12 protein-coding genes and 1 pseudogene are annotated in these 17,218 nt (G+C 39.6%); 5 read left to right on the top strand and 8 right to left on the bottom strand.

The annotated features are described in order from the left end of the window. Positions 1 to 10 precede the first annotated feature (10 nt). On the top strand, positions 11 to 3,115 hold the full coding sequence (locus ACU0NF_RS09280; RefSeq protein ID WP_445660921.1) for an efflux RND transporter permease subunit: 3,105 nt from the start codon (positions 11 to 13) through the stop codon (positions 3,113 to 3,115). A gap of 96 nt (positions 3,116 to 3,211) precedes the next feature. Further along, entirely contained in the window at positions 3,212 to 4,927 is a 1,716-nt protein-coding gene (locus ACU0NF_RS09275; RefSeq protein ID WP_445660920.1) for a proline--tRNA ligase, read from the top strand. A 53-nt stretch (positions 4,928 to 4,980) separates the two neighbouring features. On the opposite strand, the gene ACU0NF_RS09270 is transcribed toward ACU0NF_RS09275, so the two are convergent. The 6 genes from ACU0NF_RS09270 to ACU0NF_RS09245 all read right to left on the bottom strand — a co-directional run bounded on the left by ACU0NF_RS09270 (position 4,981) and on the right by ACU0NF_RS09245 (position 12,915). Beyond that, the gene (locus tag ACU0NF_RS09270) at positions 4,981 to 6,414 is read right to left on the bottom strand and encodes a hypothetical protein (RefSeq protein ID WP_131384233.1); all 1,434 of its coding nucleotides are present in this window, start codon (positions 6,412 to 6,414) and stop codon (positions 4,981 to 4,983) included. 18 nt (positions 6,415 to 6,432) lie between these two features. Next, positions 6,433 to 8,736: a DUF6160 family protein gene (locus ACU0NF_RS09265; RefSeq protein WP_445660957.1), complete on the bottom strand. Its 2,304-nt coding sequence runs from the start codon at positions 8,734 to 8,736 to the stop codon at positions 6,433 to 6,435. 29 nt (positions 8,737 to 8,765) lie between these two features. Next, positions 8,766 to 9,488, bottom strand: coding sequence for a hypothetical protein (locus ACU0NF_RS09260; RefSeq protein ID WP_370984140.1), 723 nt, complete (start codon positions 9,486 to 9,488; stop codon positions 8,766 to 8,768). A gap of 12 nt (positions 9,489 to 9,500) precedes the next feature. After that, positions 9,501 to 11,381 carry a hypothetical protein gene (locus ACU0NF_RS09255; protein ID WP_445660919.1) on the bottom strand — a complete coding sequence of 627 codons (1,881 nt, stop codon included), beginning with the start codon at positions 11,379 to 11,381 and terminating at the stop codon, positions 9,501 to 9,503. 244 nt (positions 11,382 to 11,625) lie between these two features. Further along, positions 11,626 to 12,195 carry a dCTP deaminase gene (dcd, locus tag ACU0NF_RS09250; protein WP_067723803.1) on the bottom strand — a complete coding sequence of 190 codons (570 nt, stop codon included), beginning with the start codon at positions 12,193 to 12,195 and terminating at the stop codon, positions 11,626 to 11,628. 126 nt (positions 12,196 to 12,321) lie between these two features. Then, positions 12,322 to 12,915 carry a LysE family translocator gene (locus ACU0NF_RS09245; RefSeq protein ID WP_370984142.1) on the bottom strand — a complete coding sequence of 198 codons (594 nt, stop codon included), beginning with the start codon at positions 12,913 to 12,915 and terminating at the stop codon, positions 12,322 to 12,324. Positions 12,916 to 13,192: 277 nt separating this feature from the next. Here ACU0NF_RS09245 and ACU0NF_RS09240 point away from each other — a divergent pair, with 277 nt between their 5' ends. Further along, entirely contained in the window at positions 13,193 to 13,735 is a 543-nt protein-coding gene (locus tag ACU0NF_RS09240) for a DUF2062 domain-containing protein (RefSeq protein WP_171538735.1), read from the top strand. A gap of 283 nt (positions 13,736 to 14,018) precedes the next feature. Here the strand turns inward: ACU0NF_RS09240 and apbC are convergent, their stop codons facing one another. Beyond that, positions 14,019 to 15,299, bottom strand: coding sequence for an iron-sulfur cluster carrier protein ApbC (apbC, locus tag ACU0NF_RS09235; protein ID WP_445660918.1), 1,281 nt, complete (start codon positions 15,297 to 15,299; stop codon positions 14,019 to 14,021). A 387-nt stretch (positions 15,300 to 15,686) separates the two neighbouring features. Here apbC and ACU0NF_RS09230 point away from each other — a divergent pair, with 387 nt between their 5' ends. Next, positions 15,687 to 16,010: a hypothetical protein gene (locus ACU0NF_RS09230; RefSeq protein ID WP_445660917.1), complete on the top strand. Its 324-nt coding sequence runs from the start codon at positions 15,687 to 15,689 to the stop codon at positions 16,008 to 16,010. Positions 16,011 to 16,110: 100 nt separating this feature from the next. Here ACU0NF_RS09230 and ACU0NF_RS09225 read toward each other — a convergent pair whose 3' ends face one another. Then, positions 16,111 to 16,575: a hypothetical protein gene (locus ACU0NF_RS09225; protein WP_445660916.1), complete on the bottom strand. Its 465-nt coding sequence runs from the start codon at positions 16,573 to 16,575 to the stop codon at positions 16,111 to 16,113. 373 nt (positions 16,576 to 16,948) lie between these two features. On the opposite strand from ACU0NF_RS09225, the pseudogene ACU0NF_RS09220 reads away from it, so the two are divergent. Continuing rightward, a pseudogene (locus ACU0NF_RS09220) lies at positions 16,949 to 17,044 on the top strand (hypothetical protein); the annotation flags it as partial. Positions 17,045 to 17,218 lie beyond the last annotated feature (174 nt).

Here is a 17,218-nt window from a genome sequence, read left to right as displayed (position 1 = left end):
GATTGTTCTTATGTGGTTTACCCGAATTAGTGTCAAATATCCTGTTTTCACCATCATGATGATGTTGTGTTTACTGGTGTTGGGGTTGGCGTCTTGGCAACGGATGAGCGTGGAAGAGTTTCCGGATGTCGATTTTCCATTTGTGGTGGTCTATACCAGCTATCCCGGTGCATCTCCGGAAATGATTGAATCTGAAGTCACCAAGAAAATGGAAGAACGGATTAACACCATTTCAGGCTTAAAACAGGTGATTTCACAATCGAGTGAAGGGCTGTCGACCATTATTGTCGAGTTTAATCTGGATGTTTCCTCTACTGTTGCAGCACAGGATATTCGCGATAAAATTTCCACTGTTACGGCCGATTTTCGTGATGAAATTCAGGATCCAGTGGTCGAGCGTTATGATCCAACAGCCAATGCGGTAATGTCGATTGTTTTTGAATCAGACACCATGCCGTTACGCGACTTAAGTTCCTATTTAGATCAGCGCATTGTTCCGCAATTGCAAACCGTGACTGGCGTGGGCGCGGTGAATTTACTGGGTGATGCACAACGTCAAATCCGGATTGAAGTCGAACCACAAAAACTGCAAAGTTTTGGCATTGGCATAGATCAGGTCATCAACACTTTAAAAGGTGAAAATATTGAAGTTCCGGGCGGAACTTTGAAACAGCCGACATCAGAGCTGGTGGTTGAAATCAAGTCCAAGGTGGTTCACCCACAATCGTTTGGTGATTTAATTATTGCCAATAAAAATGGTGCACCCATTTTCCTAAAACAAGTGGCAAAAATTGAAGATAGTCAGGCGGATCTGGAATCAAGCGCCTATTTAAATGGCAAGACCGCCGTAGCGATTGATATCTTGCGTAGTTCCGATTCCAATGTCATTGAAGTGGTGGATGCCACTTATAAAGCCATGGAGAAAATTGAAAAACAATTACCTCAGGGCACCGTTGCCAAAGTCGTGGTAGATAGCTCTAAAAGTATTCGCGGCAGTATTAAAGATGTTGCCCGTACCATTATTGAGGGTGCTGTTTTAGCCGTTCTGATCGTGTTGCTGTTTTTAGGTTCATTCCGCTCTACTGCAATTACCGGTTTAACTCTTCCCATTGCCCTACTCGGAACGCTGACCTTCATTTGGGCATTTGGCTTCACCATCAATATGATGACGCTGCTGGCGCTCTCACTCAGTATTGGGCTGTTAATTGATGATGCCATTGTGGTGCGGGAAAATATTGTCCGCCATAGTGATATGGGCAAAGACCATGTGACTGCGGCCTTGGATGGCACCAAAGAAATTGGGCTTGCGGTTCTAGCCACAACGTTGACGATTGTTGCCGTATTCTTGCCCGTTGCTTTTATGGGCGGAATTATTGGTAAATTCTTCTATCAATTTGGGGTAACGGTCAGTGCTGCCGTGCTGATCTCCATGTTTGTCAGCTTTACCCTTGACCCGATGCTTTCTGCTCATTGGGCTGAAAAACACGACCCAAATAAACAACCCGGCAAAATCAAACGCTTTTTTAACTGGATCTCCAACAAGCTCGATAATTTAAGTCACTACTACGAAAAACTGTTAAAACTGGCGCTGCGTTTCCGAATTCTAACCCTGCTGATTGCAGTCGCATCACTTTTTGGTGCATTGGGACTATCCAAACTAGTGGGTACAGAATTTGTTCCGGTTCCGGATAAAAGCGAAATCCGGATCAAGTTTGAAACACCGGTGGATGCATCACTCGAATATTCACAAGCCAAGTTATTGCAAGTTGAGCATATCATTCGCCAACATCCTGACGTACTCAGCACGTATAGCATTATCAATGGCGTGACCGACCGTGGTAAAAACCATGTCAGTATCCGGGTCAGTGTAACTCCTCGATTAGAACGTAATAAGAGCCTGACACAGCTCAATAATGAATTCCGTCAACGCTTACAAAGCGTCGCCGGTATTACCATTACCTCCGTTGCTTCTGCCGATGAGACGGTCTCTGGCGGTCAAAAACCGGTGCTTATTTCTATTAAAGGCCCTGAACTGGATGAGCTCCAAAAAATCTCGGATCGCTTTCTTGCAGAAATTGCCAAAGTGCAAGGTATTGTCGATCTGGAAAGCTCGCTGAAAGAACCGAAGCCGACCTTGGCCGTAGATATTAACCGTTTGCTAGCCAGTGATTTGGGTCTTTCCGTCAATCAAATTGCCAATGTCATTCGCCCATTGATTGCGGGTGATGATGTAACGACCTGGCAAGATGAAAGAGGTGAGACCTATGATGTCAATCTTCGCTTGACTGAAAGTAAACGCAGCCTACCGAGTGATATCGAAAACCTCTATTTAAGCTCACAAAAAACCGATGCATCGGGTCAGCCTATTTTAGTGCCACTGGCAACTGTTGCATCATTCAAAGAAGGTCTGGGTGCATCACAGATTAACCGTCGTGATTTAGCACGTGAAGTATTGGTAGAAGCCAATACTGCAGGCCGTCCTGCAGGTGATATTGGGCAGGATCTTAAAAAGATTCAGGATAATTTTGATTTGCAACCGGGTTATAGTTTCGTGACTCAGGGCGCGAATAAAGATATGGCTGAATCTGCAGGTTATGCCCTGACTGCGATTACCCTTTCCATTGTGTTTATCTATATTGTGCTCGGATCACAGTTTAATAGCTTTATTCATCCCGCAGCCATTATGGCTTCGCTGCCCCTCTCACTGATTGGGGTCTTTTTGGCCTTGTTCCTGTTTAATTCAACCATGAACCTGTTTTCTATTATCGGCATCATCATGCTGATGGGACTGGTCACTAAAAATGCCATCCTGCTAATCGACTTCATCAAGAAAGCCATGGACCGTGGTGAAGACCGTTTTGATGCCATTATTGCTGCAGGTAAAACCCGACTCCGACCGATTCTCATGACCACCAGCGCCATGGTGATGGGCATGATTCCACTCGCATTAGGCTTGGGCGAAGGCGGTGAACAAAGCGCACCGATGGCACATGCCGTGATTGGCGGTGTGATCACCTCTACCTTATTGACCTTAGTCGTGGTGCCGGTGATCTTTACTTACCTGGATGACTTAAAGAATTTTATGACGCGCCAAATACGAAAAATCATGTCATAATTTATAACATCACAATGAGGTGACATTCAGAAATGTTCACCTCATTTTTTATTGTATAATCTTGGCTTTCAAGGCTTAATTTTTAGGACAGCTTCCATGCGCGCGAGTCGCTTTTTATTTGCTACGTTAAGAGAAACCCCGAACGATGCTGAAGTTATTTCACATCAGCTGATGTTACGTGCGGGTATGATTCGTAAATTGGCTTCGGGTTTATACACTTGGTTGCCGATGGGTGTACGTGTGCTAAATAAAGTGGAAGCAATCATTCATGAAGAAATGAATCGTGCTGGCTCCCTTGAGGTGTTGATGCCTGTGACTCAACCTTCAAGCCTATGGGAAGAATCAGGTCGCTTTGTGCAATATGGTCCTGAACTACTACGTTTTAAAGATCGTCATAACAATGATTTTGTGCTTGGGCCTACCCACGAAGAAGTGATTACCGATCTTGCGCGTAACGAATTGAAAAGTTACAAGCAACTTCCAGCAAATTTCTATCAAGTACAAACCAAATTCCGTGACGAAATTCGTCCACGTTTTGGTGTGATGCGTTCACGTGAATTCATCATGAAAGATGCTTACTCTTTCCATATCGATCAAGACTCGCTACAAGAGACTTACGACACAATGTACGATGCATATTGCCGTATCTTCAGTCGTTTAGGTTTGGATTTCCGTCCAGTACAAGCGGATACAGGTTCAATTGGCGGTTCAGGTTCGCATGAATTCCACGTATTGGCCTCAAGTGGTGAAGACGATATCGCTTTCTCAACTGAATCGGACTATGCAGCCAACGTTGAAATGGCAGAAGCTGTGCTTGTCGGTGAACGTGCTGCAGCTACACAAGAATTAAAATTGGTGGATACCCCAAATCAAAAAACCATTGCCGATGTTTCAGCATTCTTAAGCACTGACACAAAAGACTCAGTCAAAGCACTCCTTGTTCAAGGCGTAGCACGAGAAGATGGTTCAGTACCGGTGGTTGCTTTGTTCCTTCGCGGTGACCATGAACTGAATGAAATTAAAGCTGAGAAACATGCTGCAATTGCTGCACCTCTCACTTTTGCAACTGAAGAGCAAATTGCTGTGCTCGGCTTAACCACAGGTTTCATTGGACCACAAGGTTTGGTTGAAAAAGGCTTAACCGTCATTGTAGACCGTGCAGCGTCTGTATTGTCTGATTTCGTTGCCGGTGCTAACCAAGCGGATAAACACGCAACTGGCGTCAACTGGGAACGTGATGCACAGTACACGGAAGTCTATGACCTCCGTAATGTAGTTGAAGGTGATATTTCACCAGACGGCAAAGGCACGCTACAAATTAAACGTGGTATTGAAGTCGGTCACATCTTCCAGTTGGGCAAAAAATACTCTGAAGCTTTAGGCTGTAAAGTTCTTGGTAAAGATGGTAAGCCGACGGTAGTAACGATGGGTTGTTACGGTATTGGTGTGACGCGTGTAGTTGCCTCTGCCATTGAACAAAACTTTGATGATAAAGGAATTATTTGGCCTTTAGCCATTGCACCGTTTGAAGTCGCCATTGTTCCTATGAATGCACATAAATCACCACGTACACTAGAAGCTGCTGAAAGTTTATATGCAGAACTTCAAGCTGCAGGTTATGACGTGATTTTGGATGACCGTGATGAACGTCCAGGGGTTAAATTCTCTGACCTTGAACTTAACGGTATTCCACACCGTATTGTCATTGGTGAAAAAGGTTTGGATGCAGGTACTTTTGAATATAAAGGCCGTGCTGATGCTGAATCAGTAAATATATCAAAAGAAGATTTATTAGCGAAAATTGCGAAATAATTTTGATTTGACATAAAAAATCCCGCTTAGGCGGGATTTTTTTATATTTAGGATCAACAGAATTTATGTCCGCCAAAGCAGTTGGTTGGAACCTTTTGATTTTGCAAAATTTTATCCGTTAAGGTTAAGGTTGCAGGCGTTCCACCGTTATAACTGGTAAAACCACCCACATTAATATTCAATTTTTTTTCAACCGGTTGACTAACAAGTGAACCTATAGCTTCAAAAAAACTTACATTAATTAAATTTTCTGGTTTTAACAAAAAGTCTGTAATTGCAGTAGCAACCTGAGGCAAGACATGAGAAATATCAACTTCATCCTGTGTTTTTAAATAGCCCAATTGAATCGGATCTTTAAATGACATCCACCAACCTGGGCGCGCAATATCGGCTGCATCTGTACCCTGCCATTTTACGTTCTGATTCTGTAAAGACAAATATCCACCGGTACCGTTCAGTGGAATATTATGGATCATGCTTAAAGCCTGCTCAAAGGTAATATCCATATTGAGATTATCTAAACTAGAACCAGGTAACATTTTAAAAAATGCATGATTACCAATTGAATCACCGATTAGACCTGGAAACTCAACATAGAGCTGATCTTTAGAAAAATCAGGCACAGTAATTACAGTATCCGGTAAATTTTTTCCGGATTCTGCTGCCGCCAAGGGAATGGTAGGAATACTTGAGCGAATACCCGAAACTGTTGCTGATTTTAGCCGTGAACCAGTGACAATGGTTTCAGGCATCGTAAAGTTAACCAGCATGGATGGTACCGTAATTCCCGTATGCCCTTCTGTCATTTGACCATTGGTAAGTGGTTTACTTGTGAATTCACGGTTAGGTTTACTGAAAACCATATCCACTTCAATGTTACCTTTAATTTTCTCTGCGTCGGTATTACCAAATTTAGTAGCTTTAGTGCGTGCCTCACCTTGAGTCTGTGCCATTTTCATATAGCCGGTAAAACTTTGAATACCATCACTTGGATTTTGGCCGTTTTCAGTCCCTAAAGTCAGTAGTCCCATAATATTTTGTGCACCTAGACGGAAGCCGGCAACTTCACGTGTCGCAGCAGTATTGCCTTTAATCGCAAACTCGATAAACGGATTGGTAATTGACGCACTGGTTGCTGCACGCCCTTCACCACCGAATGTAGGACTACCGTTGCTATCACTAGTCGTATTTAATCCACTTAAAGATAGGTTGGAAATATCAATGTCACAACCGACTTTATAACTGTTATTGGTTCCGCCACACCCTAACTGCAAGGTTTTAATATTGACGTTCAACTCCATTAATGCAGCAATACTTAATTTATGGAAATTTAACCCTTGTGAGGCATCTGAGCTATTTTCTAAATTTAATAATGCCTGCCCATCAACTTTCGATAATTCATTATCATCTAATGGCATCATCGCACAGGTATAATTTGTGAGATTAAATGCGGCAAAAATCAAACCACTTAATAATTTCTTTTTCATTTTTATATCTTCCTGATCTTAACGTGGTGTGATGCCCAAAGTGCTGCGAATTGTTCCACCAGTCAGTGCAATTGATGCGATATTCTGTATATTGCCATTGGTTGACATGGCAAAATCGGTTCTAAATGGTGTTGCGATGTTATTACCAGCATTTAACTTGACTTGGTTATCAAAAGTTATGGTATCTGCACTCACACGAACTTTTGCTTTCATCGCAAGATCCCCCTCAAAACGGTTAAAATGAATCCCTGAAGTCTTTAATTTACCATCTACATCAATATCTTCATTGGTAAGACTAAAATAACTACCTAGGTTTGCGACGTCAGCGACCTCAGCTGTGCTTAATGGTCTAAATTTAAATTTTGCATCGAAGGCTAAGAAATTACTATCTGGGTTCTCAATTGTTGGGTCTATGCCTGGAATAATTAACAACTCTCCACTGCCATCAAGCTTAAAAGCGATATTAGTGATTACATCGTCACGCTTCGAAAAATTATCATGTGGCACATAGGTGCCACACTTAGCGTAAGCACCTGATGTACAGTTATATTTTGATCCAGGTAATTGACCAATCGCAAGTTCCGCTTTTGCAGCAATCAATAGCTTATCGGCACGAATATAAATCCCTTCATTCTCATAACCAATGACACCTTCTGATTGAAAAAAGGCATCTATATTTCGAAAACCAGCATAATAATTGACGGCTTCGCCATGAACCCCATTTTGACCATCAATTAAGATAATTGACGTGGTACTTGGTAAACCTGTTTTTGAATCTATGCCATAGCCTTCTGTAGATGCCATAACATTGTAAGCAATTCCGCTCTTGTTGGTTGTCCCATAGGTTCCAGCAGACAGTGCGACATTGGCATTCAGGTTATAAATGGGAATACCAATCCCCCACGTCCCTCCACTACCATTCAATTTTTGCAACGAATTGTCTGAAATAATGCGCGCTTTTGCTGCAATGGATTGGAAATCCATGCCACGAATAGCAATTAAAACAACATCTTTAGGAATAGCTGCGTTAGTTAACGTTTGTTTCAGTATTGGACTGGTGACAGCAAGCGTTTTTTGAATATTTTCATTAACAATGAAATCAAGAGTTTTCGTTGTTATCGTATTAATATAAATGTCACCAAAGTCGATATACGCATTTTTTTTGTGTAAGGTGCCATCTGCGGCCCGAGTGGTCAGCTGTCTTAAATTTGAAAACTCAATCGCATGACTACCTTTACCCGTATGCCCAATTTCAAGCGTTGTTGCTGACATCGTTGCAGGAAGATTAGTATCAGATGCATTAGTGAAGTCCGCCGCTAAACTTAAATGCAAACCTCCGGAGCCAACAAGCCCAAGGTCATTGCCTGCACCATTATAGCCTGATGCTGTTTTAGTCTCTTTCGTTAATACGCCATTAACCTTGTTATTGACTTCAAAATTAGCAACCTTTGTTTGGTTACCATTCACAGCTAATTTAGCATTCGTTACTGCACCGGAAGCACCTAAGCGCATAATATTTTTACGTTCATTGCTCGGAGTATTATAACGTAAATCGATATTTACACCCGGATTCGTCGCATCAGTACGCCCAGTAGCAACATCTGTGGTATCCGTAACGCGTTTTAGATCAACATAGTGATTTTGATTTTCATTATATGTACTCAACACAAGCCCTTCGTCTTGGTCGATATACATATAGCCATCACCGGCAAAATTAAAATTAAAATCATTCAAAATAAGGCTATTAAGGCCTAATTTATGACTAATAGTGGCATTTTGTAATTGAAAATCTATACTCGCTTTCGCATACTTATTAAACAAACCACCCGTCGTTTGCAAAACGAAATTCAGGGGTGTAGATGTGCTGATTCCAAGCTTACCTAAGCTTTGATTAGATTTAACCCCTGGAGTACGTAAACTATTCGCTGCTTGCTGACATGGATTGCTCGTACATGTATTTTTAACTAATATTAAATCTGCAGTGGCTGTAAAAGGTGAAACACTAGCCGCTAAACGAATACCTGCACCCGTAGATGTTGCACCAACATCGAATTCAAGTTGACTTAGAATTGGGTTATTCGCCACCCCATCAAACTGCGCGTTATGTAATCCTAAGCCCATTTGTACATTTGCTGCTGGATTTGGATCGTACCAATTTGCTTGCTCAATTTTGACCCGTGATACTTCATGCGTGATCACAATACCATCTTGACCCGTCAAGTCACTCAGTTCTTGTTCATCAATTTGCTCTAGTGCGTATCCTTGGTGTGCAAGACACATACATACTGTCAGCACACTTAGCTTCATTGTTGTTTTTATCATATTTATATCCTTATTATACACTGAAGCTTCTAACAACGGATGCTTGCACCGCCAGTACAGTTATAGCTAAATATTTTTAAATTACCGGACATATGTAAGTTGCCATGCATATTCAATCCCATAAAGCCTTTCTCCGTATTTTTATCAAATGTCGGAACATCCGTTACAACATCAATAGTCGTGCCGTCATCTTGAATTTTTTTGGTCGTAAAGGTGCTATAAATTGGAGTATTGGCATATCCTTCATTGGCCCCGGAGCCTGTACCTGTTTCAATCGCTAAAGTATTAAAACCTAAGTTACGAATTTTTAAAGGCTTATTATCATAGAATGTAATTTTCATCGCAGTCTGCGCTGTATTACTGTTGTTGCCGACTGTTACAGCATCAATAGAAAATTGATCAATCTGCAAGGTACCTTGAATACCTTTGAACACCAGCCATCTTTTATTATCCAAAGCATCCACATGATTATTCGGTGCGATGGCTAAACGACAAAATTGCTTGTTTGCGCCACATGCATTTGGATCGAGTGAATAATAAACTTCAGTTGCATTACCATTGCCATCTAGGACAGAAATCGCATTTTTCGTCATATCTGTCGCATAGAGATGATTTAATGATAACGTCCAACTCAGGTCAGCACCACCTTGACCCACGGCATCTGTAAGCTCTTGTGGACTCATGGTTTCAAGACCCGCATGTGCAATGAAGGCAGCACTCAACAGTGCAAAAAGTGTAATTTTTTTTAGCATTGCTGTACTCCCTTATAGACCGGTTGTTTTAATTTTAAGATGTTGAATCAAAACGCCATCAATGACAGCAGATCCAAAATTTTTAATATCACCATTGGCATTTTTAAACATAATACCAGTTGAATTTGTATCTGTTTTAGCACGCAACAGATTGGTGCCCGGAATACGTTCTGTACTGCCAATGGCTATACTACTGTGGGTTGCTGTACGTCCTTGATAAAGTGCAGAAGCATCAGTAGATACATTTTTGATCGTCTCACCACATTGATACACATTACAGGTTGAGCCTTTTAAAACCGTTGTGCCTAATCCGCTGCCATAGTTTTGATAAATTTTATTATAAATTTCAGGCACATTTGGAATACGCGTTACTTCCAAAATAATATTATTACCATCTGAGGCCACAATAAATGGCTGATCCATGGTACCCAAGACCAAGTTAATATTTGGACTATAGATATACATACCTTCTAATTCATGGAAAGTCGGGGCAACAGATGAATTCAGTGCTGGCGTAGAACCCACCCCATCTAATTGATCCGTCTTGGCAGCAGTGCTAATACGAATTCCTTTACTATCTAGATTGGTAGAAGTCGTGGTTAAATTTTCCGGCGTATCATTGGTATTGATACGAATAACACTAGCTAAACCCAAAGTTTGACTATAGTCCTTCGTCGGAGAATTGAAAGTTTGAAACAGGCGAAATTGAGAGCCATTGAGACTTAAACCATTGGCAACAAATTGTAGTCGTAAGCGCTCTGAAACTAACAGATCTTCTGGTACATTGGGTGCCCCTGTCTTTGGATCAACATAATTAGATGATGTAAAATTGCGTGCAAAAATATCCGTCCAGAAACCCAGTTTAATGTTATTGTCTGCTTCATTTGCTGCCACAGTAGCCAATGGCGCCTCCAAAGCAATATATCCGAGGTCTTTTTCTGTAGCACTGAATTGTCTTACTTTTTCCGTCCCTGCCCGGAATAGCCATGGGTTAACCGTCGAACCCCAATTAAAACCCTGATTACTGTAACGTGTATTTAATGAGCCATCGCTCTTGGATAAAGCCAAACCATAAATAAATACATCTGCTTTGGTTCTTTTGTTTGCAATATTGCTCGCATTGTTCACGACCATTTGAATTTGTGTAATCGTATTTAATTTTACTTTTTCTAATGCGAAAATGTTGGCTTTATTATTTGCTCGTGTATCACCGAGGACATTCGCTTCATTGGTAATTATATTGGTTACCTTCGTCGCTAATGCACTCATCCAAGTTGGGACAGTATTTAAATCATTTAATGCAGCAGCCTCTGATCTACTTTTTTTCTCAGCTGGAAGTAAAAACCAATTTAACCCCACATTATAAACATTATCATAATGCCATTGATATCGTTCTTGAGCTAACGTCCCCGTAACAAAAGTTTTTTCATAATTCGTATATTGGGTGCGCTTTGCTGTGTTCAGTTCATTATATGCAACAGTACGTTCAGTACTTTGAATGCGGTTAAATTCTGTGGTTTTTGAGCTACTGTATACATTGTCATAAGACGTTTGGTACTGCGCATCATAAGCAGGTTGATATGCCGCTGTCCAAGCAGCATTAGAAAGCTGTTGGTAGTTTTCACCAGTGGGAATAATACGGATAAAGCCAGTATCCGCCTGACCTGGGTTTTCAATATTTCTTGTATAACTGGAACCGGCAGAGATATCTTTAGGTGCCTGGAACACCATTTTAAAATCATCGAGTACGAGTGCGACACCTTCACCAGTCGTATTGGACAGGTGATCATCTGATAAAGATTCAAGCGCATAAACTGACGGACTAAGTAAAACTGCGATTAAACTCGCCAAACAAGACTTTTTAAATCTTGTATTATTCCAACTCTGAGTCATCACGACCTTCCTTTTTATCAGATGCTCCGCATCATTATTTTTTAGTTCATCCTGAGCTTGGTATATCTCTTTTATTTATTTGTCATTACAACAATGTTCTTACCAAGCTTGTATAACTTTTTATTATGCTGAATATTGACCCAATTGCAAAAAAAACTGGGCGAATGAACCCAGTTTCCGATGAATGAATCCCATAAAAAATAAGCGGAACAAAATGATCCGCTTATTCAATTATTTATACTGTTTATGCTTTCGGCAAAGTCACACCCGTTTGACCTTGGTATTTACCACCGCGGTCTTTATATGATGTTTCACATACTTCATCTGATTCAAAGAATAACATTTGCGCGACCCCTTCACCTGCATAAATACGGGCAGGCAAGTTGGTTGTATTTGAAAATTCCAAAGTCACGTGACCTTCCCACTCAGGCTCAAGTGGAGTCACATTCACAATAATACCGCAACGTGCATAAGTCGATTTACCTAAGCATACCGTTAATACATTACGTGGAATACGGAAATATTCTACTGTGCGTGCTAATGCAAATGAATTTGGCGGAATAATACATACATCCGATTCAATATCGATAAAGCTTTTATCATCAAAGTTTTTGGGATCGACAATTACTGAATGGACATTGGTAAATACTTTAAATTCACGCGCACAACGAACATCATAACCATAGCTTGAAACACCATAAGAAATGAGTTTTTCACCTGTTTCATCATAACGCACTTGGTTTTCTGCATACGGTTCAATCATGCCGTGATTTTCGCTCATTTCACGAATCCAACGATCAGACTTAATTGCCATTATTTCTATACCCAAAAATAGTTAAATCAATTATTGCGCTGTACTTTAACTGAAATTGGCTGCAATGGAAATGATGATCAGGCGATGATGTCACTTTTTACCAAATGCAATTTTCATCATCTCATCTTAAAGACTTAAAAGAGCAGAATAACCCAGTGGAATAGAAAAACTGACCAAAACCAAAGAAGCAGTTTTTTGCAAGTTCGATTGATTCAGCCAACGTACTTTATTCGAGGCCAAAATAGAACCGATAAAAGTCCAAAACAGGGCAATTGGTACGATTAAAATAAGGAACATGCCAATATGAACCAAGTAATTATTCAGTGTTAACCACGCTGAACCTGGAAAAATAGCAGAAGCAAAGAGTAATGCCTTAGGATTCAATAGGGTTGCACAAAATAATTCACGTGCACGAATGGTGGGCAGATGATAACTGGCTTCGATATCTGCCGTTTTCCAGAGCTTAATCGCGAGAAAAATAATATACAGCGCGCTTAATAACTTCAAAAATATCGGGAGAATAGGAAATTGACTGGAAACTGTACCTACAACAATCCCCCAAATGCTAATTGAAATTAAATAACCAATTGATTCTGCCGGAATAAGTCGTAATGATTTGCGCACACCTACCTGTATACCAGAAGAAGCAAGCAATGTATTTGTTGGGCCAGGTGTCAATAAAATAGTGACCACTAAACCGATGAACAGCCATGAAATCATATGCGACCTCTCTATAGAGTGCGCGAAGAGTAATTGAGTTCATTGTACTTAGCAAATACGGAATTTTACATCTTTTTAAAAATCGCCAGATTTACTAAAAAATATATAAGTTTTAAACACTTATCAGATTAATCAAAGTATAACTATAGAGTCATTTGTTATAGAAAATTTCAACAATCCCATTTTTTAGCATTCATGATTACATTCAGCCATGCTTGAACTGTCACTTAAGGATCAATTCAGGCACAATACCTTATTACTTAAGCATCCTACTTTTATGGCAAAACGGTTCTTTCAATCATGGCTTCCCTCTCCTCACAAAGTTGCAGAGATGAAACTGATGAAGATTTTTGGTCAACGTACCCTAAATCCTGTGCTGTGGTATGTGAACAGAAAGTCGATTTCAAAAGCCATTTTTATTGGCACGTTTTGGGGCATGTTGCCTTTGCCTTTTCATAGCATTTTGATTGTTTTGACGGTTTTACTGTTTGAGGTCAATTTACCGGTGAGTTTATGTCTCGCTTGGCTGACTAATCCTTTCACGCTAGTTCCCATTTTATATATTGGTTTTTGGTTGGGTGCAAAGGTATTTCAAGTGAATATGATTGATCAGGATATGATACTGGGTGTTCTGCATCAGATCAGCCACTGGATTACCCACTTTGGTAATGGCCATATCGATTTAAGTTTGGCGAAAATTCTATTATCCGGTTTACTACTGGAAGCTTTAATTTTTGCCGTGATATTATTTGTGATTACACGCCTGTTTTGGCGCTGGAATATCATTCAACATTATAAGCGTCGTCGTCCTATCAAATAATCATCAACCCTTTAAATATAAAAAGAGCACTAGACGCATTATTGCAACTGCCTTGGACTATAAAATTTGCTTTCTAATGTTTTTCCTGACGAAGCCAACTTTTTTTACTCTGCGATTAATCCCACAATACAGTTTTGATCTTTTTATTAAGCATTATTGAAGTATCAATCCTGCTTTTGAACAGCTTTATCCTATTACTTTGTACTTCAAAAAACCTAATCCCCCTCAATCAAAAAAGCCCCACTCAAGCAGGGCTTTTAAAATATAACTTTTCAATCAGCGATTAGAAAATTCTATTTTGAGGCTTTTCTACTTTCGGTAATTGATCTGCAATTTTTTGTGCAATAGCCATATAGCTTTCAGCGGCATCGTCGCCTACAAGTACAGAAGGTTTACCTGCATCGGCATTTTCACGAATTTGAACATTTAAGGGTAAACGACCCAATAAAGGAATATTGTACTGTTCAGACAACTTGTCGCCACCACCTGTACCAAAAATCTGCTCTTCATAACCACAATTCGAACAAATATGCGTCGACATATTTTCCACGACACCCATGACAGGAATCTGAACTTTATTAAACAGTTCAATTCCTTTTGTTGCATCTAAAAGTGCTACATTTTGTGGAGTAGTCACAATAACAGCACCCGTCACAGGAATACGCTGCGCAAGTGTCAACTGAATATCCCCTGTCCCTGGTGGCATATCAATCATCAGAACATCCAGGTCTGGCCACAAAGTTTGGTTAAACAACTGCATCAATGCACCTGTTGCTTTCGGACCACGCCAAGCCACAGGGGTATTGTTATCACCTGTTAAATGTCCAATCGATAGCACTGCAATGCCATAGGCATCGATTGGAACAAAATTTTCCGCTTCAATCATTGGGGTACGGCCAGCATTACCTAACATGGTTGGAATACTTGGACCATAAATATCAGCATCTAAAACACCGACTTTCAAACCTAATTTTTGCAATGCTAATGCAAGGTTTACAGTAGTGGTCGATTTACCCACACCACCTTTACCCGATGAAACCAAGATCACATTTTTAATACGTGGATGTTTAGGTACATCTCTTTGTTGCGGTGCCGGTTTTTGAATGGGTGGATTGTTTGGATCTTCTTCAGTTTTGGTTTCAGCTTGGGCTGTTTTACCAGAGGCATCTACCACAGGCGGAAGTTTTTGGGCTTGAGGCGTTGCATTTTCACCTTGAGAGTTGCTTGAACAGCTATGTCCTTCTTTTCCATGATCATGATTAGAACAGCTTTCACCTTGTGCATGTTTTTGCTGAATCACATGCATATTGAGTTCTTGGATACCACATTTTTCCAAGGCATCAGCCAGATCATCATGGATTTTTTGTAAATGATCCGCTTCCTCAGGATAAGTATTAATGGTGATTTGCAATACTCGCCCTTCAACATTCACTTGGGTAATTCGGTCTTTCAGTGCATTGCTTGAATTAGGCAATATATAGCCTTGTAGCACATTCTGGATTTCTTCCTCCTTCACCTCCTGCGAGGGTGAAAAAACAGATTTAAGCGAAGAAAGCCACGACATAAGTTTACTCCAAGTACGAACATACAGCTGAATATCATAGTTTAGCTTTAAATGAGGCGAAGGTTAAGTAAAGTTCTAGCTTGCTTTATGAATGTTGCCAAAAATCCGACCAAATCAGTAGGTTTTAGTGCTTAACTGTTTATTTTATAAATGATGTTGCATACTATTAAACCATCTATAACTATACGTTTATTAAATTATTTACTAACACGAGCAAAGCAAATAGATTCGAAACAGTTCAAAAAATTTACTTTTTTTGATTGACCTATTTTAATAAAGATTATTTTTCGTAACAATTATTATGCAGACGTATCTTTATTTGGTTCTTTATATTGGCTGCACATTATTATTTTCATCATAACAATATTTTATTCGGGGATTATATTTTTGTTAAAACAATTGCTTACATGCACTTTATTAACTGCTATGTCATTTGTCCACGCTGCAAATGAAACTTCTTCTATACAAACTCCAGAAGGACAATTAATCAGTTTAGGCGATACTTTTACGGATATGCAAAATCGACTAAATTTGTCTCCGAATTCAATGAATACACGCGAATTCAAAGAAGGTGGAAATGTTTATTTAGCAATGGACTATAAATACGAAATAGAAAATATGATGTATACCATCACCATTGTGAATAATTATGTAAAGAGAATTGAATGGCTCAATACTGATCAGGAAATTAAAGCTGAAATCACGCAATAAATTCCCTGTTTAGAAAATCCTGATTCTTAATTCTGAGCATCCTAGCTAAATTAAAGATGATTTAACTGGAATCTTCAATTAAAGCGTAACTGACTTAAAATCAAGCTTGGTCATCTTTTTTAAATTTGTTAACTGTATCTGTTGCAGTTTTCTTTAACTCATCAAATTTAGTACTTGCCTGCGCTTTGAATTCATCAAATTTAACTGAAGCTTCTTGCTTAAGTTCAGTCGCTTTTAATTTGGCTTCTTCAAATTTATGACTTGCTTCCACTTTTAGGTGCTCTAATTTCTCCTGTACCGTATTCTCTGTCACTGAAGATTCAGTTTTTTCTTCTTTTGCTTTTTCATCAAATGACACTTTAGCTTCAGTATATTGAGCATCAGTTTCCGTATTTAGATTATGAAGAGCCTTTTCACCTTCAAGCTTAATTTCAGTAATTTTATGTTTGAGATCATTGCCTGTTTTTTCACCTTGCAACTGCAAATCTTTAGCTTTGAACTTTAAGTCTTTCCCCAAGTCAGATGCTTTATTTTTTAAATCGTCTAATTTATTTTCATTTATCATGTTTTTTTTCCTCTATGTTATTCAACATTTAGCTCACTTATTAGTTATACAAGGCCACTTCTATAAATGGAATCTAAAGCTGCATTTTGAAACAAAGGATGTACAGGATGTAGCGAAGTGAGATAAGTCATTTAATTAAAAGTATCGGCATAATTTATAAATGATTGATTGGTAAAATTAATAACGAGAAGAACGTCCAAAAGAACGATAAAATTATAAAAAAATTACATAAATTTGATGTACAAATTCAGGTTATACATTTCAGCAAATTATTAAGAATTTATCAGTGTCTATAAAACAAACAGGCTTTTATGAGAAATGGTAAATGTGTAATTAAAAACTATCATTGGTCTAATCATACGGCACATCTATTACTCTAGATGAGATCTTGCAGAAACCTTTTTATCACCCCACTCTGCAAGAAGGCCTGAGAACCGCCTTTAAACATGCCCGGCGGCAGCTGCAATAAAAACCGGGATTCAGGCTGCTGCTGATCTTCTTCGCTGGTTTCGGGAACCTTTCTTTTCTGCTTTTGCTTTGTTCAAGTCTGCTTTTTTTTATTTATTCCGCGCATAAAAAAATCCCCCTCGGCGTATGCGGAGGGGGATTTTCAGGAATAATGAGCTGGCGATGACTTACTCTC

Source organism: Acinetobacter sp. F16 (assembly GCF_052712855.1).
This window is presented reverse-complemented; position numbering and strand designations above follow the sequence as displayed.

Coding starts and splice junctions, on each gene's coding strand:
- ACU0NF_RS09280 (WP_445660921.1), top strand. CDS start 11: ATGTGGTTTACCCGAATTAGTGTCAAATATCCTGTTTTCACCATCATG.
- ACU0NF_RS09275 (WP_445660920.1), top strand. CDS start 3,212: ATGCGCGCGAGTCGCTTTTTATTTGCTACGTTAAGAGAAACCCCGAAC.
- ACU0NF_RS09270 (WP_131384233.1), bottom strand. CDS start 6,414: ATGAAAAAGAAATTATTAAGTGGTTTGATTTTTGCCGCATTTAATCTC.
- ACU0NF_RS09265 (WP_445660957.1), bottom strand. CDS start 8,736: ATGATAAAAACAACAATGAAGCTAAGTGTGCTGACAGTATGTATGTGT.
- ACU0NF_RS09260 (WP_370984140.1), bottom strand. CDS start 9,488: ATGCTAAAAAAAATTACACTTTTTGCACTGTTGAGTGCTGCCTTCATT.
- ACU0NF_RS09255 (WP_445660919.1), bottom strand. CDS start 11,381: ATGACTCAGAGTTGGAATAATACAAGATTTAAAAAGTCTTGTTTGGCG.
- dcd (WP_067723803.1), bottom strand. CDS start 12,195: ATGGCAATTAAGTCTGATCGTTGGATTCGTGAAATGAGCGAAAATCAC.
- ACU0NF_RS09245 (WP_370984142.1), bottom strand. CDS start 12,915: ATGATTTCATGGCTGTTCATCGGTTTAGTGGTCACTATTTTATTGACA.
- ACU0NF_RS09240 (WP_171538735.1), top strand. CDS start 13,193: ATGGCAAAACGGTTCTTTCAATCATGGCTTCCCTCTCCTCACAAAGTT.
- apbC (WP_445660918.1), bottom strand. CDS start 15,299: ATGTCGTGGCTTTCTTCGCTTAAATCTGTTTTTTCACCCTCGCAGGAG.
- ACU0NF_RS09225 (WP_445660916.1), bottom strand. CDS start 16,575: ATGATAAATGAAAATAAATTAGACGATTTAAAAAATAAAGCATCTGAC.